Source organism: Deinococcus sp. QL22 (genome assembly GCF_023370075.1).
Classification (GTDB): Bacteria; Deinococcota; Deinococci; order Deinococcales; family Deinococcaceae; genus Deinococcus.
Genome location: NZ_CP097151.1, coordinates 377,164 through 400,875 on the forward strand (window position 1 = coordinate 377,164; position 23,712 = coordinate 400,875).

General features: G+C 59.6%; 23 protein-coding genes and 2 pseudogenes. 9 read left to right on the plus strand and 16 right to left on the minus strand.

Features of this window, described 5'->3' with window-relative positions:
- Positions 1 to 471: 471 nt before the first annotated feature.
- Positions 472 to 978 (minus strand): hypothetical protein, encoded by a 507-nt coding sequence (locus tag M1R55_RS21235; protein WP_249394959.1) that lies wholly within the window; start codon positions 976 to 978, stop codon positions 472 to 474.
- 441 nt (positions 979 to 1,419) lie between these two features.
- On the opposite strand from M1R55_RS21235, the gene M1R55_RS31815 reads away from it, so the two are divergent.
- Complete coding sequence (locus M1R55_RS31815; protein ID WP_256566024.1) at positions 1,420 to 1,542, plus strand: hypothetical protein; 123 nt, start codon at positions 1,420 to 1,422, stop codon at positions 1,540 to 1,542.
- 252 nt (positions 1,543 to 1,794) lie between these two features.
- Here the strand turns inward: M1R55_RS31815 and M1R55_RS21240 are convergent, their stop codons facing one another.
- On the minus strand, positions 1,795 to 2,973 hold the full coding sequence (locus M1R55_RS21240) for a branched-chain amino acid ABC transporter substrate-binding protein (RefSeq protein ID WP_249394960.1): 1,179 nt from the start codon (positions 2,971 to 2,973) through the stop codon (positions 1,795 to 1,797).
- A 401-nt stretch (positions 2,974 to 3,374) separates the two neighbouring features.
- Here M1R55_RS21240 and M1R55_RS32315 point away from each other — a divergent pair.
- A pseudogene (locus tag M1R55_RS32315) lies at positions 3,375 to 3,695 on the plus strand (DDE-type integrase/transposase/recombinase); the annotation flags it as partial.
- 470 nt (positions 3,696 to 4,165) lie between these two features.
- Here M1R55_RS32315 and M1R55_RS21245 read toward each other — a convergent pair.
- The 5 genes from M1R55_RS21245 to M1R55_RS21265 form a co-directional block, all read right to left on the minus strand.
- On the minus strand, positions 4,166 to 4,474 hold the full coding sequence (locus M1R55_RS21245) for a hypothetical protein (protein ID WP_249394961.1): 309 nt from the start codon (positions 4,472 to 4,474) through the stop codon (positions 4,166 to 4,168).
- Positions 4,474 to 4,839, minus strand: a complete 366-nt coding sequence (locus M1R55_RS21250; RefSeq protein ID WP_249394962.1) for a hypothetical protein — start codon at positions 4,837 to 4,839, stop codon at positions 4,474 to 4,476. The genes M1R55_RS21245 and M1R55_RS21250 overlap by 1 nt, the downstream gene beginning before the upstream one ends.
- 281 nt (positions 4,840 to 5,120) lie before the next feature.
- Positions 5,121 to 5,555, minus strand: a complete 435-nt coding sequence (locus M1R55_RS21255) for a hypothetical protein (RefSeq protein WP_249391324.1) — start codon at positions 5,553 to 5,555, stop codon at positions 5,121 to 5,123.
- On the minus strand, positions 5,545 to 5,775 hold the full coding sequence (locus tag M1R55_RS21260; RefSeq protein ID WP_249394963.1) for a hypothetical protein: 231 nt from the start codon (positions 5,773 to 5,775) through the stop codon (positions 5,545 to 5,547). The genes M1R55_RS21255 and M1R55_RS21260 overlap by 11 nt, the downstream gene beginning before the upstream one ends.
- A 231-nt stretch (positions 5,776 to 6,006) precedes the next feature.
- Positions 6,007 to 6,309, minus strand: coding sequence for a hypothetical protein (locus M1R55_RS21265; protein WP_249394964.1), 303 nt, complete (start codon positions 6,307 to 6,309; stop codon positions 6,007 to 6,009).
- Between the two features lie 247 nt (positions 6,310 to 6,556).
- On the opposite strand from M1R55_RS21265, the gene M1R55_RS21270 reads away from it, so the two are divergent.
- A complete protein-coding gene (locus tag M1R55_RS21270; protein ID WP_249394965.1) occupies positions 6,557 to 8,875 on the plus strand; it encodes a bifunctional diguanylate cyclase/phosphodiesterase in 2,319 nt (772 codons plus the stop codon).
- 190 nt (positions 8,876 to 9,065) lie between these two features.
- Here the strand turns inward: M1R55_RS21270 and M1R55_RS21275 are convergent, their stop codons facing one another.
- The gene (locus M1R55_RS21275) at positions 9,066 to 9,209 is read right to left on the minus strand and encodes a hypothetical protein (protein WP_249394966.1); all 144 of its coding nucleotides are present in this window, start codon (positions 9,207 to 9,209) and stop codon (positions 9,066 to 9,068) included.
- Between the two features lie 614 nt (positions 9,210 to 9,823).
- Here M1R55_RS21275 and M1R55_RS21280 point away from each other — a divergent pair.
- On the plus strand, positions 9,824 to 12,811 hold the full coding sequence (locus M1R55_RS21280; RefSeq protein WP_249394967.1) for an EAL domain-containing protein: 2,988 nt from the start codon (positions 9,824 to 9,826) through the stop codon (positions 12,809 to 12,811).
- 34 nt (positions 12,812 to 12,845) lie between these two features.
- On the opposite strand, the gene M1R55_RS32320 is transcribed toward M1R55_RS21280, so the two are convergent.
- A complete protein-coding gene (locus M1R55_RS32320) occupies positions 12,846 to 13,019 on the minus strand; it encodes a hypothetical protein (RefSeq protein WP_371827252.1) in 174 nt (57 codons plus the stop codon).
- 28 nt (positions 13,020 to 13,047) lie between these two features.
- Positions 13,048 to 13,602 (minus strand): DDE-type integrase/transposase/recombinase, encoded by a 555-nt coding sequence (locus M1R55_RS32325; protein WP_371827272.1) that lies wholly within the window; start codon positions 13,600 to 13,602, stop codon positions 13,048 to 13,050.
- A 309-nt stretch (positions 13,603 to 13,911) separates the two neighbouring features.
- On the opposite strand from M1R55_RS32325, the gene M1R55_RS21285 reads away from it, so the two are divergent.
- Both M1R55_RS21285 and M1R55_RS21290 read left to right on the plus strand, forming a co-directional pair.
- Positions 13,912 to 14,292, plus strand: a complete 381-nt coding sequence (locus M1R55_RS21285) for an IS110 family transposase (RefSeq protein ID WP_249394968.1) — start codon at positions 13,912 to 13,914, stop codon at positions 14,290 to 14,292.
- Between the two features lie 6 nt (positions 14,293 to 14,298).
- On the plus strand, positions 14,299 to 14,940 hold the full coding sequence (locus M1R55_RS21290) for a transposase (protein WP_249394969.1): 642 nt from the start codon (positions 14,299 to 14,301) through the stop codon (positions 14,938 to 14,940).
- A gap of 17 nt (positions 14,941 to 14,957) precedes the next feature.
- On the opposite strand, the pseudogene M1R55_RS21295 reads toward M1R55_RS21290, so the two are convergent.
- Positions 14,958 to 15,210: pseudogene (locus M1R55_RS21295) on the minus strand (transposase); the annotation flags it as partial.
- Between the two features lie 311 nt (positions 15,211 to 15,521).
- Here M1R55_RS21295 and M1R55_RS21300 point away from each other — a divergent pair.
- A complete protein-coding gene (locus M1R55_RS21300) occupies positions 15,522 to 17,312 on the plus strand; it encodes a GON domain-containing protein (RefSeq protein ID WP_249395315.1) in 1,791 nt (596 codons plus the stop codon).
- A 562-nt stretch (positions 17,313 to 17,874) separates the two neighbouring features.
- Here M1R55_RS21300 and M1R55_RS32330 read toward each other — a convergent pair.
- Positions 17,875 to 18,021: a hypothetical protein gene (locus tag M1R55_RS32330; protein ID WP_371827253.1), complete on the minus strand. Its 147-nt coding sequence runs from the start codon at positions 18,019 to 18,021 to the stop codon at positions 17,875 to 17,877.
- A gap of 808 nt (positions 18,022 to 18,829) precedes the next feature.
- Here M1R55_RS32330 and M1R55_RS31820 point away from each other — a divergent pair.
- Positions 18,830 to 18,958 carry a hypothetical protein gene (locus tag M1R55_RS31820; protein ID WP_256566026.1) on the plus strand — a complete coding sequence of 43 codons (129 nt, stop codon included), beginning with the start codon at positions 18,830 to 18,832 and terminating at the stop codon, positions 18,956 to 18,958.
- 48 nt (positions 18,959 to 19,006) lie between these two features.
- Positions 19,007 to 19,912, plus strand: a complete 906-nt coding sequence (locus M1R55_RS21310; RefSeq protein ID WP_371827273.1) for a GGDEF domain-containing protein — start codon at positions 19,007 to 19,009, stop codon at positions 19,910 to 19,912.
- A gap of 110 nt (positions 19,913 to 20,022) precedes the next feature.
- Here M1R55_RS21310 and M1R55_RS21315 read toward each other — a convergent pair whose 3' ends face one another.
- From M1R55_RS21315 to M1R55_RS21330, 4 genes are all read right to left on the minus strand, one after another.
- Positions 20,023 to 20,475: a DinB family protein gene (locus M1R55_RS21315; protein ID WP_249394971.1), complete on the minus strand. Its 453-nt coding sequence runs from the start codon at positions 20,473 to 20,475 to the stop codon at positions 20,023 to 20,025.
- A gap of 237 nt (positions 20,476 to 20,712) precedes the next feature.
- Positions 20,713 to 20,925 carry a DUF4326 domain-containing protein gene (locus M1R55_RS21320; protein ID WP_249394972.1) on the minus strand — a complete coding sequence of 71 codons (213 nt, stop codon included), beginning with the start codon at positions 20,923 to 20,925 and terminating at the stop codon, positions 20,713 to 20,715.
- 53 nt (positions 20,926 to 20,978) lie between these two features.
- Positions 20,979 to 22,133 (minus strand): glycosyltransferase, encoded by a 1,155-nt coding sequence (locus M1R55_RS21325; protein ID WP_249394973.1) that lies wholly within the window; start codon positions 22,131 to 22,133, stop codon positions 20,979 to 20,981.
- A gap of 1,077 nt (positions 22,134 to 23,210) precedes the next feature.
- Positions 23,211 to 23,651 (minus strand): response regulator, encoded by a 441-nt coding sequence (locus M1R55_RS21330; RefSeq protein ID WP_256566027.1) that lies wholly within the window; start codon positions 23,649 to 23,651, stop codon positions 23,211 to 23,213.
- Between the last annotated feature and the right edge of the window lie 61 nt (positions 23,652 to 23,712).

Here is a 23,712-nt window from a genome sequence, read left to right on the forward strand (position 1 = left end):
CCACAGGTGCCGAGGGCTGGCTTGATGCGGCGCTTGGGTGGTCATGACGTCTCAGAGGTCATCTCCATGGATCAACTGCGGAGTTACGCCTCCGCTCTTCTTGACCTGTTCAGTCTGGATGGGTCTGACCACCAGTAGGTGAGTCCTCCTGAGGGCTGCAGCACGACCGTCGAGCTCTCCTCGCGACCCACACGGCGTCAAGGGAGACAACAGCAGGGAAGCGGATGCAAGAGGAGAAAAGGAACGCAGGCCTTTCTAAGCCTGCATTCCCAAGATCCGCATCCTTACAACTGAACCAGCGTCTCTGCGACGATCAGAATGAGCATTCACAAACAAGGGTTCCAGATGTGGTCGACGGTCAACCCTCCCCTTGGCCGACCAGGACGGCAGGTGAGGCGACGCGACCCTGTTAACAGATGCCGCCCTATCCTGGCCGTCGTGTCCTCAAGCCTGAGTCGGTTCTGTCAGACCTTACGGTCGAGGCAGCCGGGTATTCACAATCTGCTGGATCAAATTCTTCAGCGACGTGTTAATCGCGGGGCCAGATTGTCCAAGTTCAGCAAAAACTCTGGTGTCCTGGATGGTCGTGAGGTAGACCTGTGTCCGGAGATCCGTCTTATAAGCGTTCCCAGAGTAGGTTGCTGCCTGCGTGACGCGAGCATTTGGAATAACCACGTGCAGCATGGTTGTCAAGACATTCACGTTCCCAGCGCGCACGTGGGTTCCCTGGATGTGCGTCACGAGCTTACAGCCGCGGGGGTCAATAGGACGCAAGTTCAAAGCCTGAGCCAGCTGGACAAACGATTCCCTTCCGTATTGAGTGGCCACCTGATCCGCCCTTCCCGCACTGAAATAGCTCACAATTGGGGTCAGGCATAAGCCTTGCAGGGTTGCTGCGCTGTACGCGGGCGCCAGACTCTGAGCCCCAGCCACACCCAGAATCGTGAGTGAGGCAAATAAGTGTCCTTTCCAGTTCATAGTCAACCTCCGGCCCGCAGCTTAGCTGTCTTGGCTGGGCATCCGGCTCCAGCTAAGTATCCTCATAAGGGGGAGTGAGTTGTGGAAGGCATCAACTCAACAGTTTCTCCGGTCGACCTCGCCAAACCCATAGCGTGGCGTCTCGATGGTATAGATCAGATTGCGCGGTGATCACGCCATTTCCACTGCTGCTATGCCCCGGCCTCCTTTGCCGCTGCTCGGGTGGAAGGGCCCAGACAACAATCCGGCTCCCACTGCACAGGCCCATGAAGTGCTGCTGCAGTGGCCCGCCGTCCCGGGTGGCTGCCTTTCACCCCAGTACCGCCCTGCTGGACGGATACTGCGGTGAACACCGGGGAGTGATTCCACTTGACCTGGCCCAGCACGACCTGCAGATCTGTTTAGACGCTTCCTCTGTGGAAGTGCTTGCGGTGGGGGCGCTTGGTCATCAGCGATTTGCTGTTTCCTGCTGAGCCGATTCAGGAAGTGACCATACGGGCCAGTGGCTTTGACGCTGCGTCCATTCGGGCCGAGAACTGGGCCTTGACCTCCAGCTCGCTGTGAACAGGAGTCCGGCAGACTGCATTCTCAAGTGCGGCGAACCAGAAGTGCGCTTTCATTGGAACCGAGTGAGCTTGACCTCACCCGTGGTCATGGGGGTTCAACAACCCTGTTCCTTGGCTGCGCAAAAGCCTTGACTCTCCAACTGACCTGAGTCTCCACCGTTGGCAGAATGCGCCCGACCTAGATGTTGCCCTGTGATTGGTCCCCTGCTTGGCAGCAACCAAACCCCTCCCCAAGAGGTCTGACACATTGTTACTTCAGGTCGTTGGCATCAATGGCCTGGAACTTCGTCAGCTTGGTCTGCAGCATCTCGTCGTACTTCATCACCAGCACGGCCGATTTCTGCCGCTCTCCGGTCGCGCTAAAGGCCAACGCCCCTGTGATGGTCTGGCAGCCCGTCCGCTCCGCCGTAAAGCAAGACGGCAGATTGACCTTTCGTACCGCTGCACTGATTTGGGCACGCGTCGGGACGCTGCCTGCTTCTACCACGGCGGCTTTCAATCCGGCCAGCAGCGCTTCGGTCGCGTCGTAAGCATAGGCGGCCAGGCCGCTGGCAGGCGCTTTGTAAGTCGCCTTGTATTTTTCTGCAAAGCTGTTGCTGTTCGTAAACAAGCTGACGGGACCAAACACGGTGGTGTAGGTAATGTTTTCGGCCAGACCCGTGACCTGACGAATAAAATTCGGAGAATCGATACCGTCGCTGCCCACCAAGCCGACCTTCACCTGAGCTGCATTGAAGGCTTTGACCAAGCGGCCGCCCACATCATCCGTTCCCCCGAAATACACCATCGTTGCTCCGCTGGCCTTCACCTTCTGGATCATGCGGCTGATCTCTGGATCCGTGCTGACTCCACCGTAGCCCACCACCTTGACGGCGCTGCTCTTAAGCTGGCTCAGCACACTTCTGGTCAGGCCGTTGCCATAGGTAGTGTTGTCAGAGATGACATACACCGCTTTGGGCCGCGCGTTGATGACGTACCGGCCAGCCGCCACACTCTGAGCGCCGTCAGGCGCCACCACCCGGTTAAAATGCGACCAGCTGTTTTTGGTGAGTTGGTCGTTGGTGCTGACGGAAACGATGGCCAACTTGGTGGGTGCAAACGCCCCGGCCAGCACGTTGGATACGCTGGAGTTGTATGCACCCACGACGCCGAGAATGCTCTTGTCGGCAGCCAACCGTTGGGCCAAGGGCTTGGCCGCGACAGGCGAACCCTGATCGTCAAAAGACGCCAGGCTGAGCTCGTACCCCAGTGCTTTGAACTCTTGGAGGTGCAGGCTCACGGACAGCTCTGCGCCGCGTTTGAGTTCGGTGCCGCTGCCCGTCAGACCGCCGCTCAGGGGACTCACCGAAGCGATCTTGAGGGGCACTGCGGCGGCCACGCTCAGGAGGGTAAGGGTCAGTAGGGCAGCACTGCGGTTGCGAAGCGACATACCACAGTCTGCATCGTTTCCTATCACATGCTCCTGACAAGTCTTTTCGTCTTTTCCCTTTCATATAACAAGGCAGGTGGACTCTTTCAAGTCAAGTGCACTGCTGGAGAGTAGGGTGCCAGGTTGGCCTGAACTTTTGGAAGGGTTTTGGTTAGTCGGTAGGGTGGGGACAGGACTTGCCCCAACGCCCTACCGCCATCGCTTCCCAATCATCATCCAGCATGCAGTTTGGCCTTCCCGCTCGGTGACCAGGAGGTGCAAGAACTCCGCCAAGAGCGCGGCATTGCGGTCAGCTCGGCACGCTGCGCAAGGAAAACTTCAGATCCTCGCCACTCATCGCTGAAGAGCTGCGTCACTGGGAACCTCGTCGGTGTGCCCGGTGACGCAGAGACGAGGGGTGTACAACCGTCGGCAGTGCCCTCCACGGGTTGTGGCGGGCCGTAGACGAGCACGGAAGTGTGCCCGATGTTTGGCTGCAACACCACCAAGATACCGAAGCGGCGAGAACGTCCTTGACTCGGCTGATGGATGAATTCCACGTTCCAGAGACGATTTGTACCGGCGAGTTGGCCAGTTATGGTGCCGTGGCGTCTGCTGTCGGCCCTGCCGCAGCTTATCTTGCCGCTCTGGTGTCTGCCGGCCCTGGTCGGCCCCTTCGTGAACCGCTGCGGTGGTCAGGTCAGAGTTCAGTGGCTGGAGCGCGGCCTAAGCCAACGGCTTAGGCCCCCTATCGATAACGGTAGAAATTGAGGTTCGTTACAGATGAAGGCGCTACGGTAGGACACGTGGAGTACAAGGCCCGCTTTTGTCCTCCCACTCAGATTTACGCCGTTATCAATAGACTCTGAAGCAGTCCGAGTGAGGGAAGACGTCGCGGGTCAGTGGTCGCTGTGCTGGCCGAATGGCCGAGGGATGAGAGCAAGCAGTCCGACCGTACAAACGCTGAGGCAGGCTGGACTGCTCCATTCGGCTTGACCTGCGGCACAGGGCTGGAGACGGGGCCGTGCGCACTCACAGGGCGGCGCGTAACGCCTCGGCTCCTCCGCCAACTTTCCCTCCTCCATTCCTTTGTGGAAAGACTCCTCCCAAGACCTACAGAATGATCCGCCAGAAGAAGCGGCCAGCAGCTGGACAGTCACACCACTTGACCGCTCACCGCGTTTCATTCAGAAGTTGGACACGGCGGAGTCGGTTAGGTGATGCTGATATTTTTGGTCAGCGCTTTGATTTTGTAGTGCGACAACGCCAGGTTGGTCTTGTCTTTGGCCAGCGCCAAGTACAAAAACAGCGGCAGATGGGGCACGGTGTAGATGATGTGATACTGGGTTTGCAGGGTGATCAGGATGTCTTCGATCTCGCCCTGAATGCCCAACATCTTCATGGTCTTCATCTTGGCCCGCACCACATCGCTGTTCTCAGCGGCGGCCAATTCGAGATCCACGCCGGAACCGACGGTGCCGAGGGCCATGCCACTGCCGTAATCCACCAGGGCGGCGGCCATCAATCTCTTTCATCGCGGCATTGCAAGGTGTCTTTCCCATTAGTCATCAGAGTTTCCTGGTGTGCCCACGACGGAGCAAAGAGAGTAAAGGCGGAACCAGGTGAGGGCGGTGCCCCCCGGGTTTGTTCAGCTGTGTGGTGGAGTGTTTGGGCCGGGCGGAACATCAGGGTCTTCTCAAGTTCGTTGGAGGGCTGTGGTGTGGGTCGTGCGGGTTGTGCCTGAAGGGCTTCACCCTTGCGCTGCATCGCTTCCATCAGCAGAATGGTCAGGGGGCGCTGAATCACGGCGGCGTTGTGATAGGAGCGTTCCAGACTGAGTTCAGGTCCGTCCCAGCCCATGATTTCGAGCGCGGCGGCCTCGCCCACTGCACCCGAAGGCTGGGCGTCCTCCGTAAAGCGAGACGCCGGGGCTGCTTACACCTGTATTTCGTGGTGGGTGCGAAGGCTGGAGGAGTGGCAGTGGTGCAGTGACGCCCAGGGGTGAGGCACGAGCACTGCAATCTCGTTGAGCAACGCCGTTCTCAACGGGAGCGGCAGGCGAGCCGGGTGCGCAATGCAGCAACCACAGCCTGACCGTTGCCCTGGTAGAGCGCCACATCCCTCGGCCAAGTGATTCTGTGTCCACAGCCCTGACGGCCTGACACAATTTATGAGGGAGAGCGAAATCTGAGCACCCAGCCGCCTTCTAAAGCGTCCACAGAACTGACATGCGATTTCTTGCGACGTCCGGGAGGCGCCGGATCGGCGCCTCCTTGGAGCGTCAGGCGGTTGAGTACTGCCTGCCCCCGGCTCAGCGCGAAGTGGACGCCGCGTAAACCAAGTTTCAAATAGCTCAGGGCGCGGTTCCAATGGGGATCAATGGTTCTGCGCACACCCTGCTGCACGAGCTGGAGTCCTTCGGAGACGAGCAGGAGCGTGGCCACAGAGATCACCAGGATCAGGCGTTCGAGGCTGGCGGCATCACGCAGTTTGGAGTCCTCCAGACCGAAGAGGCCACTCTTATCATCCAAGAATCCTTCCTCTATTTGGAAGCGCTCGCCGTACTCAGCAAACGTTGCACGACTGGTGGGTTCATCGCTCACCACTGCCACTGCTCTGGGCCGTCCGTGGACGGCCCAGAGCCACATGCACCGGCCCAAATCGGTGTCCGGTGATCGTGACGTTGTGGAAGCAGCGCGTTTCGCGCGCTGCGAGTTTGATTTCCCCGATGGTGCAGACCCGTTGCCCGTCTGGAGCGGCCAGAATCAGGCTCGATTTGATGCGGATGCGGAAGTGCCATCCGCAGACGCGGAGCCAGCCCATCAAGGCCGTGTCGCAAAACCCCGATCCGCCAGGAGTCGAACATCGTGCAGCCCAAGAAAATCCAGCAGGCCTTTGACCTCGGCGAGGACAGGCAGGAGTTGTTCGGTGCCGACCTGAGCACTGGCATGCTCTAGGACGCGGAGACGAGCGGTACCGCGCGTCCCCGGTAGAGGACGGCCACCCGGATCAGACAGAAGCGTCCGAACAGGATGCTGGTGTCCAGCGCCAGCGTCAGGAATGCGGGCCCCAATCCCGCAAGGCTCGGGTAATCAGGGGCCATACACTGCCAGGGGCGATGGCTGGATTCTCCAGCCACCGTCGGCAGCGACGTTCGGTGCTCTGGGCGACCGTGGCCTGGGAGTGGATGTGCGGCAGCCAGGAGGGAATGGAAACGCTCTGGGACAGCACCAAGCCGCTGACCATCCAGGCCAGCGTACGGGCGTTGCGGACGTCGTTCCACAGGGCGGGGTGGAGGTGGGGCAGGATCGCTTGGTACAGTCGGGGGGCGTCCCCGGTGGCATTTTCGGTCTTCACAAACAGAAAGTGTCCCCTACCGGGGACGCTTTCTCATAAATTGTGTCAGGCCATCAGGTCCACAGCCTCTGCGCCCTCAGCAACATCATTTCCCAGAACGGGAAGGGGCTCCTGTGACATCGTTCAGAAGGGGTGCCGTTAAGCCGGAGTTCGGTTGTCAGGCTAATGTTAGACCGAGTCCTTTAGCCTGCACGAACCCGCTGGTAACAAACTTCTTCCCAGCTGATTGGTGTGGGGTTCTTTCTTGATGTCCAGCCTGGTTTTTACATTCATGCGCCGCTTTGGGGGGTTGATCGCCTTGCTGGGTGCGGCCCTTGTTCAGTTGGCCGGGCTGATCTGGCCCTGGGGCACGCCAGCGCAGGCCGTGTGGTACGCCGACCTGACCTATCTCTCGGTGATTTATCTGAGTACCGCGCTCAGTATGACGGTCTGGCGCAGTGCGCCCAACGACCGTAAGGGTGCGCTTTGGTTGCTGATGATGGGCCTCGTCGCCCTCAGCGTCGGGGAAAGTATCTGGGTGTACTTCGAGTTGTTCACCACGACCCCCCCGAATGTCTCCCCCGCCGATTTAAGTTATTACGCCTTCTATAGTTTGCTCGGCCTGGCTTTGCTCCGGCAATCCCAGATCGCTCTACATTCTCTGAAAACGCTCGGCCTTCTCCTGGACAGCGCCATCATTGTCGGCATGGTCGGCCTCTATGCCTGGTGGCTCTTTTTGGCAGAGGTGGCCCTCGATTCTGGGAGCGCGCTCATGAACAGAGCCGTCACGCTGTCGTATCCGGCGCTTGACCTGGGTCTCCTGGCCTTGGTGCTGCTCGCCCTCCAGGGCAAAGGGCTGCGTCTTCCAACGGTTCTGTTCTCGTGCGGGTTGCTGATGTACATTGCCGCTGATCTCCGGTACGTCTTTTTAAGCAGTCAAGAAGCTTATGTCTCCGGCTCGTGGATTGACTGTTTGTGGAGTTGGGGCACGGTCTCCCTCGCCCTGGCGGGTTGGAGCGATCAGCATGCCAAAGGGTCAAGCACCGTTGTGCCAACGCCCCGAACGGTTCAGCGTGGGCTATCGGTGCTGCCTTATGTGGCGGTGCTGATGTCCTGTGTCTTGCTTATCTTTCTCCAACAGCACCCCACCCCCGCCACGCCTGGCGTGCTCTGGGGCACCGTGGGCTTGTTCGGCATCGTGATGCTCAGACAAGCGCTGACGTTTACTGAGAATGCACGTCTGACACGGACACTGCTCCTGTTCACTGAGCAACTTGAGCAGGGCCGCACCTTGCTGACCCATCAGGCCTTCCATGATGGGCTGACCGGGTTGCCCAACCGCGCGCTCTTCTTTGATCGCCTGGGGCAGACTCTGGCGCTCTCGGAGCGTCAGGGCCATGCCATCGGCGTGATGTTCATCGATTTGGACGGCTTCAAACAGATCAATGACCGCTTTGGACACGCCGCTGGAGACCGCCTGCTCATCCAAGCGGCCGAGCGAATGAGGACGACGCTTCGTGAGGGCGACACCCTGGCCCGTGTGGGTGGAGACGAGTTCAATGTCATCCTGACCAATCTCTTTGCTTCAGAACAAGCGGAACAGGTTGCCCACCGACTCAACCTCGCTTTCGCTGCGCCGTTCTTCATCGCAGAAGAAGCGGTTCACGTCACAGCATCTATCGGGATCAGCACGCTCACGCACGTCGGCGAGAACGCCGACGTGTTGCAACGTCAAGCGGATCTGGCGCTCTATCAGGCCAAGTTCAAAGGCAGAAATACCTTCCATACCTTTACAGAAGATCTTTTGCTGAGCGTTCACGCCCGGGAACACACCAAACAGGCACTTCAGTTTGCCCTAGAGCACGACGAATTTGAGTTGTATTACCAACCCCAGCTCCAGGGCGACCAGCTGGTGGGGGTCGAAGCACTCCTGCGGTGGCACAGCGCTTCCCTTGGGCTGGTGCGTCCGGACGAATTTATCGCTGTGGCCGAAGATACCGGCTTCATCTTGCCAATTGGGCACTGGGTGCTCAAGCAGGCTTGTCGGCAAGCGGCCCTCTGGAGAGACGCGGGCAGACCGCTGCGGATTGCGGTCAATATTTCCCCCCGTCAATTTGCGCACCCTGACTTCCTCCCTCAGGTGCTGAACTGCTTGAAGACGAACCAGTTGCCGGGCAGCTTGCTGGAGATCGAACTCACAGAGCGGCTGGTCATTCAAGACCTCCCAAGTGCCGCAGTGAAGATGGAACAGCTGCGGCACCTGGGGGTGCAGGTTTCATTGGACGACTTTGGAGCGGGCCATTCGTCCATCAGCTACCTGATGACGCTTCCGGTCAGTGCGCTGAAGCTCGACCGAAATTTCGTGCGCAATGCCGAGCGCAGCGTGAGTGGCCAGCAGATGATTCAGGCCATCGCGTCCATTGCCCAGGCGATGAACGTTCATGTGGTGGCCGAAGGGGTCGAAACGCAGGCGCAATGGGCGCTGGTTTCATCCCTGGGCTGCGAAGTCGTGCAGGGATTTTTATTGAGTGAGCCTCTGCCGGTGGAGCAGTTCGAACGGTGGAGACTGCAGAACGCCCAATGGTAAGGCCAGAACTCGCCTCCTCTTCAAGGGTTGAGACGCGGGCGCAGCAAGTCTTGAGTGTTGCGCCCGCTCAGGGAACGTAAGGGCACGGCCGTCTGGGCGGAGTGGAGGAGGGTCACCGTGGATCGGTGGCAGTGGCCTGGAGGTCAGTCACGGACGGTCAGCTTACCCTGAGCGCGTCAAAGCCACCAGATCAGGAGTCTGGAACGAGTGAGGGGGCCACTGGAGTGGGTTCTGGCACGTTGTTCTTGCCCACCTGTTTGGCACGGTACATCGCCACGTCGGCCTGCTTTTGCAGGGTCATGACGTCCTCGCCGTCCCGCGGAGCGACGGCCACGCCGATGGACGTTCATCTGAACCCACACAAGCCCGGGCTGATCCAATTCTCGGAGCATGACCGGATCATCGTCTTGTCGGAGAGCTGAGCCCCACTCTTCGTAAACTCCTCAGCACTGAACAGTCTAATTGTCGTGCGGCGCTGCTCTGGAAGATCAAGATGACTGTTTCAGCTCCGCCGCTCTGCCCCCCCCCGGCCCTGTGACCGCACAGCCACAGCCGGTGCTTGCCGTTTTGCGCGCTTTGCTCCTGACCAAGCTGTTTCCGGCCGTGTTGCTGACCCGGCAAGCCAGCGCGCTCCGCACTCAGCCTCCACAGCGGCTTCGTTTTGCGGCCGCCGGAGTGCCGACGGCAATGGTCAAAATGCTCGATCGAGGCGAGGGAAAAGCTCTCAAAATACAGGTATAGAGATATCAGTTACTCATTACTGAGTTCAACAGGACTGTTGGGGGCATTGCCTCACCTGCCTGCCCCTACGCCGATAGACGTTCACACACTGTTCCCGCCATGACGCTCAACAGGAGTGGGCGGCTTATGTACCGCCAACCCTCATCATGTCTGAACGGCATTCCGTGGTAAGAGGCCTGAAAGAGCCGATTCCGCACCATAGAATAAATGTCTGAAACGCCGCTGCTCCCGCTCCACTCTGTGCCCGTCAACCAGCAGAGTTTGGAGAGCAGGCCACAAGGCCCACTGGCCTCTTCGGTGGCCGATCATCCCCTCGAGCGCATTCGCGCAGTGGTGGAACAGCTCGCAGATGCACTCGTCGTCTACGATCCCGCGTGGCGCTGCGTGTATGTCAATCCGGCCGCCAAGCGGGCGTTTCAAATCGTTGGACTACCTGCTGACCTGTGGGGCAAAACCGTGTGGGACATGTTCCCGGACTTGGTCGGGAGCACCTTGGAGCAGCGTCTTCTTGAAGGGGTGCAGCAGCAAGAGTACCGGTCTTGTGAAATGCTCTTTGCTGCCCTTGGTGTCTGGGTGCAGGTCGATGTGTACCCTTCTGCACAGGGGGCTTCCGTGTTTTTCCGCACGATCACCCAGCGTCACACCGCGCAGCAGCAGTTGCAGGCCAGCGAGGAGCGGTACCGTCACCTGATTGAAACCATGCGCGAAGGGATGGCGCTGGTCACGGCAGACTTCCGGATTGAATACCTCAACCCGCAATTGGTGCGTCTGCTGGGGTACCAGGAACCGGGCGAAGTGTTGGGGCGCTCGGCCCTGGACTTCATTGATCCGGCCTACCAGGCCGAAGCGCGCCGGCAGATGGAGGGGCGCCGGCAGGGGGTCGTCGAGCCATTGGAACTGCCCTTGACCCGCCAGGATGGAACAACCCTGTGGGTTGAAGTTTCCGCGACCTCCCTGATTGATCAGCGGAGGGAGGTCACGGGCATCATCGGTCTGTTGACCGATATCACGGAACGCAAACGCGTCGAACGTGCGCTTCTGGAACGGCAGACGTTCGCGCACGAACTCTTGGAGAGCATCACGGACGCGTTCTGTGCCTGTGATGCGGACTGGAACTTTATCTACGTCAATGCTCAAGCCGCCCGGCTGCTGGGCTGCCGGGCAACAGACCTGCTTGGACGTCGGGGCTGGGACGTTTTTCCAGAAGCGTGGGGCGGCGTGATGGAGCACAATCTCAAGGTCACCATGGATGAGCGCCGCAGCATGGAATTTGAAGTGTACTCCGCCCAGCACGGCGTATGGTTTCAACTGCATTCCTATCCGTCGGGGGACGGGATTGCCGTGTGTTTCCGCGACGTCAGTGTCCGCAAAGCAGCCGAGCAGCTTGAGCAAGCCCGCAACCAAATTCTGGAGCGCACGCTTCGCAATGAACCGCTCGGCACCATCCTGAGCGAGATTGCCCTTCTGGTAGAAGGCCACAACCCTGGACTGCTGAGTTACGTCATGCTGCGTCAAGGAGACGTGTTGTACAACGCTGCCGCGCCGAGCCTGCCCGCCGGGTTCACGGACGCCGTCAGCAGCGTCCGAATTGAACCAGAGGCCGGTCCTTGCGGCGCGGCGGCGTTCTTGGGCGTTTCCATCACCGTCGAGAGCTTTTTCTCAAATTCGAGCTGGGGAGAACTTCGGGAACTGGCGTTGGTGCATGGCCTGCGTGCCTGTCTGTCCGCGCCGATCCTTAGCGGAACCGGCGAGGTGTTGGGCACCTTGTGCGCCTACAGCCGGAGCACCGGTACATTTCCAGCGGTGACGGTTGACCTGCTGCAGCAGGCCCGTCACCTCGCGGCGGTCGCTATCGAGCATCACCGCCTTAGGGACAGCCTCGCGTATCAGACGCAGCATGACGCCCTCACGGGTCTGCCCAACCGCACCCTCTTCAACACCCGGCTCGAAGGTGCCGCGCAACAGGCCAAGGCCCACCAGACTCCCGTCGCTCTGGCGCACATCGACCTCGACGATTTCAAGAGCATCAACGATGTCCACGGGAACCAAGTGGGGGACGAGGTGCTGCGGGAGATCACGCGCCGCCTCCTGCAGCTCACCCGCTTCGGCGATACCCTGGCGCGGGTAGGCGGGGACGAGTTCACGGTCGTCTTGCCGCACACCACACAGGAAGCAGCCGAAACAATCATGCGGCAGATACTGCGGAGCCTCACGGCGCCGATTCTTGTGGGTGAACAGGAGCTGCTGATCAGTGCTTCGATCGGCATCTCTATGCTCACGAACGGCGTTGACGTCACGCACCTGCAACGGCACGCGGATTTGGCGATGCAGTCCGCCAAAATCCACAAGGCAGGGATCGCTTTCTATCAGCCAGAAATGAACCGCCGCGCGGCAGAGCGCATGCACCTCGCGCAGTACCTGCGCCGCGCGGTTGAACTCGATGAACTCGAACTTCACTATCAACCGCAAGTCAATTTGATCGACGGCACGCTCACCGGTATGGAGGCGCTGCTGCGCTGGCGGCATCCCCTCTTGGGCCACGTTGCACCGCTCCGCTTCATTCCGGTGGCGGAAGAGACTGGGCTGATTGTTCCCATTGGGGAATGGGTGCTCCGGGAGGCTTGCCGGCAAACCGCAGTTTGGAGACGCCAGGGGTATGAGGCCCTGCGCATAGCCGTCAACGTCTCAGTGCTGCAGTTTGAACGGGACGGCTTCGTTCAGATGGTCGCGCAGGTGCTGGAGGACACTGGGCTGTGTCCTGAAGCGCTCGAGCTGGAGCTGACGGAAAGTGCGGTGATGCGGAACGTCGAGGAATCTGCGCGGCGGATGAACCAGTTGCGGGCCCTCGGCGTCTCCCTGGCCGTCGACGATTTTGGGACGGGGTATTCCAGCCTGAGTTACCTCTCGCGCCTGCCCCTCAACGTCTTGAAGATTGACCGTTCTTTTGTGACCCATCTTCACCAGGATTCGTTCGCCTTGCCCGTGGTTCGGGCCATCACGAGTCTGGCCCACAACTTGGGCCTGACCACCATTGCGGAAGGAATCGAAACGCAGCAGGAATGCGACCTGCTCCGTGAACTGGGCTGCCACCAAGGCCAAGGGTATCTGATCGCCCGGCCTCTGCCGGCCTCAGAAGCGTTGCCCGCTCAAAAGGGGCTGTTTGGGCTTGAGTCGGTGTTGCGCACGTCTGGTTAAGCCACCCCTGCTTGGCGCTCGAACTCGTGTGGTGTCAAGTCAGCCAATGTCGAATGACGGCGTTGTCGGTTGTATCAATGTATTCGAAGATGGCCTGCCGAGCTACAACTCGGCTTTCGAAGAGAACGGTGTCCAGCAGCCGCCGTTTCAGGGAGCTGCAGAAGCTCTCCAGAACGCTGTTGTCCCAGCAATGTGCCGTGCGGCTCATGCTCCCTTGTGCACCTATGCGCGTTAATTCAGCCTGAACAATTTTGCTGACCTATTGATTGCCTCGGCCCTGCGTGATGGAGGAGGCCGGGAAGCGGGTTTCGTGGGTTCACCGTCATTTTCGAGGTTCCGAGCGGTAGGGTGGCCGCCATCTGGGCTTCCATGGCATATCCCACGACGGCTTGTGAATGCAGGTCGAGGGTGACCGCCAAATACAACCAGCCCTCTTCGGCCTTGATAAACGTCAGATCAGAGTCCCATACCGTATTGGCGTGTTGGACGGTGGATTCTCGGTTGAGTACGTTGGGACAGACCGCACCGCCATGGTCACTGTCGGTCGTACGCACGAATCGTCGCTTTCCTTTGGCCCGGAGGCCACTCACCCGCCAAGGGCGCGAAATCCGCTCGCGGGAAATGTGTTGTCCCTCAGCCCGCAGGTCAGCTTGAAGACGCGGTGCACCGTAGCGCCTCCTGCTTAGCTTGTGATGAGGTAGGCTTTCTATGCCAGCTGTAGAACGCACTGGTGGACACGTCCAGCACAAGACTTTCAACGAGTACTGACTGCGCCACTGTTGGATAAACACGTATCTCAACGCGGGGTCTCTCTGGCAAAGAAGCGGGCAGGCCCCATACGGGTGCCGCTCTGCCCAAGACAGGCCACGGCTTTTTTTGTGTGTTGGGCCAGATCCGTCATACTCCGGATGGTCAGGTCTATCCCAGGTCAACAAGCCAGTGCTTTTTTCCAGCCTTCCAAGGCCGCATTCTACATCTGGCCGACCTGGGCTCTTTCTCGGCAACGCTGAACCCTATCCGAGGCCCCAGAGCCTGTACCACAAGAACAGTGCCGAGAAAGACTGTCCCTGACACGCTTAGCCCACCTCAGGAGGTGCAGCATGTTAGTGCTGGGCATTGATATCGGAAAACGAGAGTTCTTCGTTCACGTGCAGGACACCGCCGGACACTCGCTCGGTCAACGTGGCCCTCTGGCCAACACACCCGCCGGACTTCAACAGTTGAGCGACTGGGTTCGCACGTGGACTGAACCTGCAGAGCTTCACGTGGTGATGGAGGCGACCAATGTCTACTGGGAGCGTTTTGCACACTATTTTCAATCTTTAGGCTGCGTCGTGAGTGTGGTCAACCCGGCACAAATCAAGTATTTTGCTCGTTCTATCCTGCGCCGGGGGAAAACCGACGCGATGGATGCGGAGCTGATCGCGCGGTACGGGGTGGTGATGCATCCGAGCAGCTGGACGCCGCCCAGCACCGCGTAGAGCGACTTGAAACAGCTCACTCGAGAACGGGAAGCCGTTCTCGTGCGCCGAACTCAGGAACAGAACCACCTGCAAGCCTTGCAAGACGCCCATCGTGCTTCGGAGACCGTCGTGAAGCTCACCCAGCAGCGGTTAACCCTCATGGTTGGGCAAGTCGTGGAGATTGAGGCCGCGATGCGTGCGCTGATCGAGGCCGATGAGACGTTGTCGCAGCAACTGAAGTTGCTGCTGAGTGTGCCAGGGTTTGCCTTCGTGTCTGCGGCGACGATCGTGGCCGAAACCGTAGGATTTGCCCATCTGGACACCGGACGGGAGATTTCTGCGGCTGCAGGCATGGCGCCCTCCCCGCACCAATCGGGCGCCAAGCGCGGTCAAGGACGGATTTCAAAGACCGGCAATGCCCGCCTGCGGCGGATCGCGTATCTCTCGGCCTTGGGCGCGTCAAAATCACACAGCCGAATGCGAACGTACTACCGCCATTTACGGGACACGGGCAAGCCAGCCAAAGTAGCGTTAGTCGCGCTGGAACGTAAATTATTAACCACCGGATTGGCGGTGGTGAAATCCGGGCAACCCTACCAAGATGATTTTTGTCGTGCTCAAGACGGAGCTGGCCCAACACCGACAACCGCCCAGCCAAAGACTTGACAACCCATCAGCGACACCCTATCTAGAATTCCACGCTCCTCACGCAAGATTTGTTTTCTTTCCGCAGGCGTTTGATCGGGTGTCAAGAGCTGACGGCCCTGACCAGGAAAGGCCAAATCCCCGTTGTGCTGGTCGGCTTTCATCCACGTTCTCAAGGCTGAAAGTCCAATGCCGAGGTCGCGAGCGGTGCCCGCGCTAGTTTCGGTGGACTGCGCGAGTTGAACAGCCGTAACGCTTGAATTCGGCGGTGTAGGTTTTGCGCTGGGTCATGGGGTGCCTCCGCGTAAATCGGGGCTTAACTCCATGTGTGCAAAAGCGACTCACCCTCAGTCGGGAGGTGACATGGTTCACCAGATGGCCTGCGTGCACTGAAACCAATGCGCTTTCGCCCAGCGGCGGCCCTTGAGCTGGCGCGGTGACGGCGCCGCCGAGTTGACGGAAAGGCTAAACCTCCCCACGTGTGATGAGAATGTTAGAGAAAGATGTCCAAAATGAGCACTGCTTCACTAGAGGGGGATCAGATGACGAAGAGTCTAAGAGGAAGTTCGGCCACAGCCGTCCTGAGCACGCTGTTGTTGAGTGTGGTGCTCTCGGCGTGCGGGGATCAACCGCAGCAGCCCGTTCTCCCGCCGGCCCCGGTTACTCCTAAGCCGCACCTGGGGGCGGCGCCGCCTTTGGTGGTTGACTGGTACAGTCCCTCGGGCATGACGTTCGGCAAAGGGTACAGCTCTTTGTCCGGAGAACTGGAAGGCACCTGCGTGAAAGGTACCGTCGATGCGAAGTCGATTGGAACGCTTTCTGCAAATTACGACATCAAAATCGTCTCAAGCACGCAGGCGCTGGCGTCTTCACTCGGAATCACTGCCGAGGCGTCTGTGGGTTTTGGGCTGTTCTCGGCCTCTGCCAAGTCAAGTTACCTGCAGAGCCAGGCCTCCAATTCGTACTCGGTGTACGTCATCGTGTACTCCGAGATCGTGGGGCCATCCATCGTGCTCTCGGGGGCCCACATCATGAAGGGCGACGAAGACCCCGGTGGGCAGGACAACTACGCAGACTTCATCAACAATTACCTTAATTTCTACGCCAAGTGCGGCGACAAGTATCTCGCGGCGGCCACCACCGGGGCGACGTACCGCGGCATCATCCGGCTCGACACGGCCAGCAGCTCCGAAAAGACTGAGCTCGAGAATGAATTGAAGGTGAAGTACGGATCGGCTTCCGGTTCAGTGGACGTCAAGCAGGCCGTCAGCCAGATTTCAAGTCAGTACAACGTTCACATCAATGAATTTTACGACGGCGTCATCCCGACAAAATTTGCGACGGACTACCAGACACTGCTCGACAATTCACAGAATTTCCCGGCACTCTTTACCGCCCAGTGCTCTGGGCAGGCGGTGGGCAGCGCTCAGCTCGTCTGCTTGAAGTCGGCCAATTTCCAGGATTATCAGACCCTGGCGCTGGAAAAGGCCAACACCACTGTGCTGGATCAGGCGCGGAGCAACGCCGAGACATTGACCAGCTACGCCATCGGCTACCAGAACAAGCTCAACGACTCCTTGACAGCGCAGCTCAATCCCTTCCTCTTCACGGACACGCAGAGCGCCATCAACGCGCTGGTCAGCCGCAACTCCCAGCTGCTGGCTACGGCCAAGGGCGTCATCAAGCAATGTGCCCGAGACGCCCGTGACTGCGTCGCGCCCTCAACCGTCAACCCGCCCCTCACCGATCCCAGCACCCTGCCGTCTCCGCACCAGATTGATCTGGGCAAACCCACCACCTGTTTGGATTATAAAAATAAATACATGGCCTTCGGAGACATTCAGAAAAATCATCCTCTGCAAGACGCCAATTACAGACTGTATGTGGGCAATCAAACCGCCCGGGTCGCCAACATCTGGTGTGCCGACATGAATTCCGCCGCGCCCCAGGAATACATTTCCCTGGCGCAGCCAAACAACTCGCGAACTCGCTTTGGGACGCCCGCGAGCGCGTCCACCACGCTCTGGAGCAAGATCAAGCTTGATCCGGCGACGCTGAACATTTTCCCATTTGATTTCCGCTATGCCCTGGTCACCGCAGGCAATGCGCAGTCGCCCTTCGGTTATGCCAGCGATACGCCGGGCGGCGGCGTCAAGTTCAATGACGACATCGTGGCCAACAGTGATCTTCGCGGCACCAACTTCCAGTTTCCCAACAGCTTGTACGTGTGGCAGGCATTTATGCCCGGCGCGACGGGTGGAGGGATTTCGCGTCCGAATACCCAGCAGGTTGACATGGTCGCGCCGCACAACGGCATGACTGCGTTTTCGGTCAATTCCACCAGTGGGATTCAGGAAAAAATTCAGCTGGAGTTTCTGAACCCCAACAACTGAGCACCCGTGTGCACAGCGCCCAGGACCTTCCTGGGCGCTCTTGCTGTAACCGGATGAACGTGCGTGTCAGGCGGCGTGCGGGGGCTGAATGATGCAGAGCAAGAAGCGCTGGACAGCTGGCTCAAGAAGATGTCGCCCCTGCTTGCAGAGCGGCTCAAAGAACTCGACTCGATGTCTCTCCCCCTGAAACAGCTCGGTCAACCCTGAGGCCGGGCGCAGGATCGGGCTGCCTACCGAGTGTGAGCTGCTCTGCGGGCCGATAATCCTCGTGCCGCTGCCGGAGGGCCAAGACAACCGCGCCGAGCGCGAGCACCAGCGGCAGTTTTCGAGATGCTGGACGTCTTAGCCGTAGGCTTTTGTACGGCGGCAAAGGCAGGCATCGGGGTGCTGATCCGGGTGGCGGCGGCCTAGCGCCACACAGTGCCGCAGGGGGGGGCCGAGAGGCTCCCTTTTACCGTGGGCACGGCTCCACAAACTCTACGTTCAGCCAGTACTGGGCTTTGTCTTCTTCCACGTCGCCACCGTCGGCCATCAACTCTTGCCGGGCCGCCCACGCTCCGGCCTACATGTCCGGATGGCAGCCGAGGAAGTCGGCTGGCTCCATCCGCAACTCCAGATCCGGCCCTTCGCGGGTGAGGCCCCGATCTTGGCGGTAGGCGGCATCGAGCAGGTCAGCGAGTTCGACAGGCGTCAGGTCACGCGGATGCATGGGACGAGGGTAAAGCATCAATGCCCCACCCACAGCCGAAGCTGGAGCAGGGGCGTTTCGCCGGAGTAGTCCGGTACTCAGGGAAAGAGACGCTTGAACGCCATCCCGAGCAGTCACAGCGCCCCGTCCTTCAGTGGACGGGTTGTTATTGGCGGCACAAAACCTTGCCAATGAAGGCAAGGGCGGGGCTTCGTGGATGAGGTGATTAGGTCGCCGGGCCCGGATAGATACGCACTTCGGGCGGTCGGGGCGGCCTAGGCGGTGGGGCCATGGCCCCACCGCGTGCGCCGGATCTTGTGACAGCTTCCTGACAACGCCTCACGTGTCCAGGACTTGGGCGGTGTCCAGCTCCGTTACACTTTGCCCACGCTTCGGGGGGAGCAGGCCTCCCCAACTGCCACGGCGCCCCGCTCTGAATAGGGCGTGTTTTTGATGGCGAAAGAAAATCCACCGTCCCGAGTGGACTCTTATTGGTACTCCGTTGACTTCTGGGAAGAAAGTGCCCTACACGTGGTTCTGGGGTATTCAGATGGGGGCTGTGCTTGCGTGCTGGACATCTTTTTGTACAAGAGTCAACGGAGTACCATTATTGATAACGGCGTAAATCTGAGTGGAAGGACAACAGTGGGCCTTGCACTCCGCGTGTCCTACCGTAGCGCCTTTATCTGTAACCAACCTCAATTTCTACCGTTATCAATAGGGATTGAAACAGCGAGACCTGGCAACGCGTGTTGAAGCAGGGACACTCGCTTCAACAGCCTGGCTTGCGCGCAGAGTCCTGGCAGACGCCCCGCGCACAATAGAGGGTATGATTCTGACCCTCCTCGACAACGTGCTGGTGAATCTGGCTGTCTTGATCGCGGGGTTGTTCCTGGTCAGCCTGACCTACTTCCACTTTGGTGCCGTCGACCACTGGCCGGCCCTGGTGGCCCGGTAGCTGGCTCTGGTCGGCACGTCTTTTTTTGCGCTGGCCCACACCGCTCCGCTGACCCCAGGCATCCTGTTCGACTTCCGGATGGTGCCGGTTGCACTCGCCGCCCAACGTCACGGCCGTCTCGCCGGGCTCGCTGTCGCCCTCCCGGTTGGGATCTACCGCTATTCCCTAGGTGGCGTCGGGGCGATTCCTTCCCTCATACAAATGGTTGTAGTGACGTGGTTTGCCGCTCCATCTGGCATCTGGCTACACCTGCCGACCAAGCAAGGTCTGCCACTGAACCGCGTCCCTGGGTTGGCCTTGCGGTTGTTCGCGTTAGCCAACGTGGCTCTGTTCGTGAGTTTTGCCCTGACCAACGCACCTTGGACGACTGCCGTGAGTGCGTACATTGCTCTGACTGTGCTGAGTGCTGTCGGGATGCTGCTCGGGCATATCGCCGTGCAGACTCGTCTGACCAACTTGGCCCGCACGCAGCATTACCAGGGCCTCGCGTTCACCGACGCCCTGACAGGCGCGTACAATCGGCGGCAATTTGAGGCGGACTTGAAAACAGCACTGCCCAGCACGCATCTGCTGCTGTTGGATCTGGATCATTTCAAGCGTGTCAATGATACGTACGGCCATGACATGGGCGACCAGGTGTTGCAGACGTTCGTGATCGTGGCACAGCGCTGCGTGCGCCCAAGTGACCGCCTTTACCGACTGGGCGGCGAAGAGTTTGGGGTGCTGCTGCCCGTCTGCCCGCCAGACATCCTGAACAACGTCGCCGAGCGCATCCGCGCTCAGGTGGAGCGTTCACTCGCGGCAGAGGCGGGCCTCAGTGGAGGGGCGCTGACCGTTTCAGGCGGCCTGGCCCTCATGGGTGACGACGTCATGGCCCGCGCTGATGAAAAGCTCTACTTAGCCAAAGCCCAGGGCCGTAACCGGATCGAATCGGATCTGCTTTTGGATAAATAAGCGATTGAGATCGAAAAAGAGAAACGCCCGCGCTGAGGCGGGCAGAGGGGCGGGAGATCAGTGACAGGATCGTTGAAGAGGAGCGGGCTGACCACGGAGACGGGCAGAGGTCACACCATGTGAGTAAAGAACGGAGGCTCAATCCCCATGACCCGTGCCATCACCCACAGCTGGCCTTTGTGGTGAATCTCGTGCTCGCGGTGGAAATCTACGAGGCGGTAGGCGGGCCACCGTGCTCCACCAAAGACCGTCAATTCATGATTCAACTCTTCATCACTGAGTGCAGATAACTTGTCAATTACCAGCTCTGTGCTCGCGCCGAGGCGAGCCGTCGCCTCTGGTAAAGCGGCTGAGGGAACTTGATCGCCCCAACTGCCCCCAGAGAGCATATCCACCACCCCAACGCCAGCACTGAGCAGATGATCGACCGTCTGGGTGATGCTCCTTCCTCCTTCCCAAATGGTGGTGTCGCCGTGTTCAGGCGGGATCCGGTCAAGCAGTTCCAGCAGGGCAGCGCGGTGCTGTTGAAAGGACTGGACGTAAACATGGGCAGGATAGGCCATGAAGTACACCTCCAAGACCTACCTTAAACCTCTGATAGACTGAATTCCACAGTGTCAGCAGACAGGTGAACTCCGAAGCACGTTTTGGGCGATTCACTCGTCCGGTGAGCTTGTGATCAACCGTTCCAGTTCCTCTTTGATCACGTCGGCATAGCAGTCCAGTGGCGCACACCAGCAGATGAGCAGCAGGCTCTCTCCTGCCCGCACGCGTTCAACTAGACCCTGCAAAGCACGGGCTTAAGGGGTGTTCGCTTGAAGGCGGGTCGGAAGCCACTGGCGGTAGAGGATGACCGTTTCCCTTCGGGCGGCCCGTTGATTGATGACAAACGGGTTGCCGAGGATGCTGAAGTCTGCGCCAAATCCCGGTTGATAGGTGGTCTTGCGGGCCACATAGATCGGCGTATACCCCTCTGGAAGGGGCTTACGGGCGTTGTGAGTAGTGATGGTCATGGGATGACCTTACACGGGCAGCTGTCAGCAGAGTGCGGCCCAGAGAATCAGCTTCACACTCGCTGCAGGCGGCGCAGGATTTCGCCCGCTACCCGGTCAGCGGCGTCGGGCACACTCAGCGCCCGGGCATTGGCTGACAAGCGGGCGTGTGCACCAGGATCCAACGCCCGCAGGATCGCGGGGCGCAGTTCTCTCAGTTCGCGCGCCCACAGCGCTGCCCCGCCGCGCTCCAAGTATGAGGCGTTGTACTCCTCCTGGCCCGGAATGGGAGCGTGGACGATCATGGGCACGCCGAGCGCAGATGATTCGGCCACGGTGAGTCCGCCCGCTTTGCCCACCACCAGATCAGCCGCAGCCATAAGTTCTGGGAAAGCCGTGGTAAAGCCGAAACGATATACAGTCGCGCCCCCCAGCTGCTCTACGCCCGGTTCGGCGGCACCCGCCAGCATCAACACCTGCACGGGCCGCCCCAAATTGCCCAGTTCATGGAGTACCCGCGTTTGAGCCAGGTAACTGCCGGTGCCTCCGGTCGACAGCAAGATCAGGGGCTGATCGGTTCTCAGGCCGTGCTTGCGCCGCAGCGCCGCGCGGTCAGCACCGAGGAGGTCACGGTACCTGCGGGCAATTGGAATGCCCGTGACGACAAGGGTGTCAGGGTCAGCGCCGCGCTCCAGCATCTGGTTTGCCGTTTCCTGCGAGGCTACCATAATCAATTCCGCCTCTGGCCGGATCCAGTGCCGATGTGCGCGGTAATCCGTGACAATCAGGGCGTTGAGGAACGTTTGCTTGCGGCGGCGCACCGTGTGGGCCAGCGGTACCGACGACCAGTAGGAGTGAACCACCACCTCTGGCTGCACCTGCGCCAGATCCCGCCGCATGCCGCCCAGGCCCACCCAACGGCAGCACGTGCCGATGATGCTGAAGGGCCGGTCGTGGTCTGTCGTGCGGTAGAACCAAGCGTACAGCCAGGGCGCGTAACGAAGTTCGAACGCATACAGGCCCACCGTCCACCAGCGGTCTGCTGGCGTCAGGTACTCCGTGGCATCGCTCTCGCGCGACTGGATGGGCACCCCACGAGCTAGTAAGGCTTCCTGAACCGCCAGTTGCACCTGATGGTGCCCGGAGCCGATAGAGGCCGTCACAAACAGCACCTGAACAGGGGGGCGTTCGCCGGAGTGCACTGGCACCAGTGCGCGCTTGGTATCCATGCGGCCAAAGACTACCACTGCCAAGAGCGGCACCTCGATCGTAGTGCTGGAGATCTGAACGGCAAACGGCGCCCTGGCCCACCCACACCTCTCTTTCCGCTGAGCGTGCGGATCATCTATAATAAGCTGCTCCTGCCTGCAGCTTCAGCCAGGAGCGGCGGCGCTATTCTTATGGCCTATCCACCTTTGCCGCCACTGTGGTCTGGTTGAGGCACTGGGAACGGCGGGATCGGTTTCTCTGCCTTGGACATGCTGCAGACAGCGCCTGAGGACATGTCAAGAACCTGACGGCAGCTCACGGCAAAGCGACTGAACAGAACAAGACTCAGCCTGTTAAGGCACTTTCCTGGCGGAGCTTTTCATGTTCTGGGGGTAGACCAAACTCCCTATAGACTTGCGCCCGTCTGGACGGGCATGGTGATTTCACCTAGGCCGGTTGGGTGGAACCACTCTCCTGGGCAAGCCCCCCGTGGTGGGGGTTTTTTCTTGCCTCCGGTGGAGGAAACGAACGTGTTGGTTCTCCCTGAGAGCACGGCGCCACACATTCTACATCCAGCCAGGAGCCTGCCTCGTCATCGTCCACGTCGCCGCCTTCAGCCAGGAGGGTTGACCACGCGGCCCAGGCTTCGGCGGCACAAGCGGTGAGGCGTCCCGAAGGAATACCCCTGGGCAGGACAGACTGGGAACAGCGCTTTCGCCAAGACACGTCCTCAAGGCTTGCCGAGCTGTGATACGGACTCCGCTTCATTCCGCCACAACCTTAAACCCCAGCGCTTGCGGCTCCATATCGCGTAGCCCGTCCTCTTTCTTACTCGCTCACTTCGTGCTGTGCCAGTCCGCTCGGATTGAATCCTAAAAAGAGCAGGATTCAATCGGAATCCGTATGACTCGATTTTGCACACACCAAGTCGAGTTCTAATGATGAGGAAGCACCCCATAGCCCTGTGAAGAACACACCCCGCCGAATTCAAGCGGGCCGCTGCTGGGCTCCCAACTGGCCGAAAATAGTGCGGGCACCGCCTACGACCTTAGAATTGGCCACTTCGCCTTGAGATAGAGCGTTAGGGTCGATCGACACTACGGGGAACAGGCGTTCGCTGGTGAACTCAGGGCAGGCCAAGTGAGCAACCGGGTGCTGATCCAGAACGTCACCAAACTCTCGACCTCCTGGAGAAAGGTGGAGAAATCCACCGATTTCACCAGATACGAACTGGCAGACATCGAGTAGGCCTCTTGAATATCTGCCGCCGCCACCGAGGTCGTCAGCATCACCACCGGAATAAGCGTCAGTCGGGCGTCGGCCTTCAGGAGTTTCAAGACGTCAAAGCCGTTCATTTGCGGCGTGTTGATCTCGAGCAGCAGGACATCGGGGCAGACCGAATCGGGAAGCTGCAGGGCGTCTAACACGGCTTGACCGGTCTGATACAGGGTGACAGTCACCTGGTCACTGAATTTGGCAAACACCGCTTGAGTCAGAAAGAGATCTGAGAGATTGTCGTCAAGTACAAAGATTTGCAATGGACGAGTTATTGGGGTCTTATGACGACTACTGTGCTCCTTTTCGGAGGCTCATACAGGT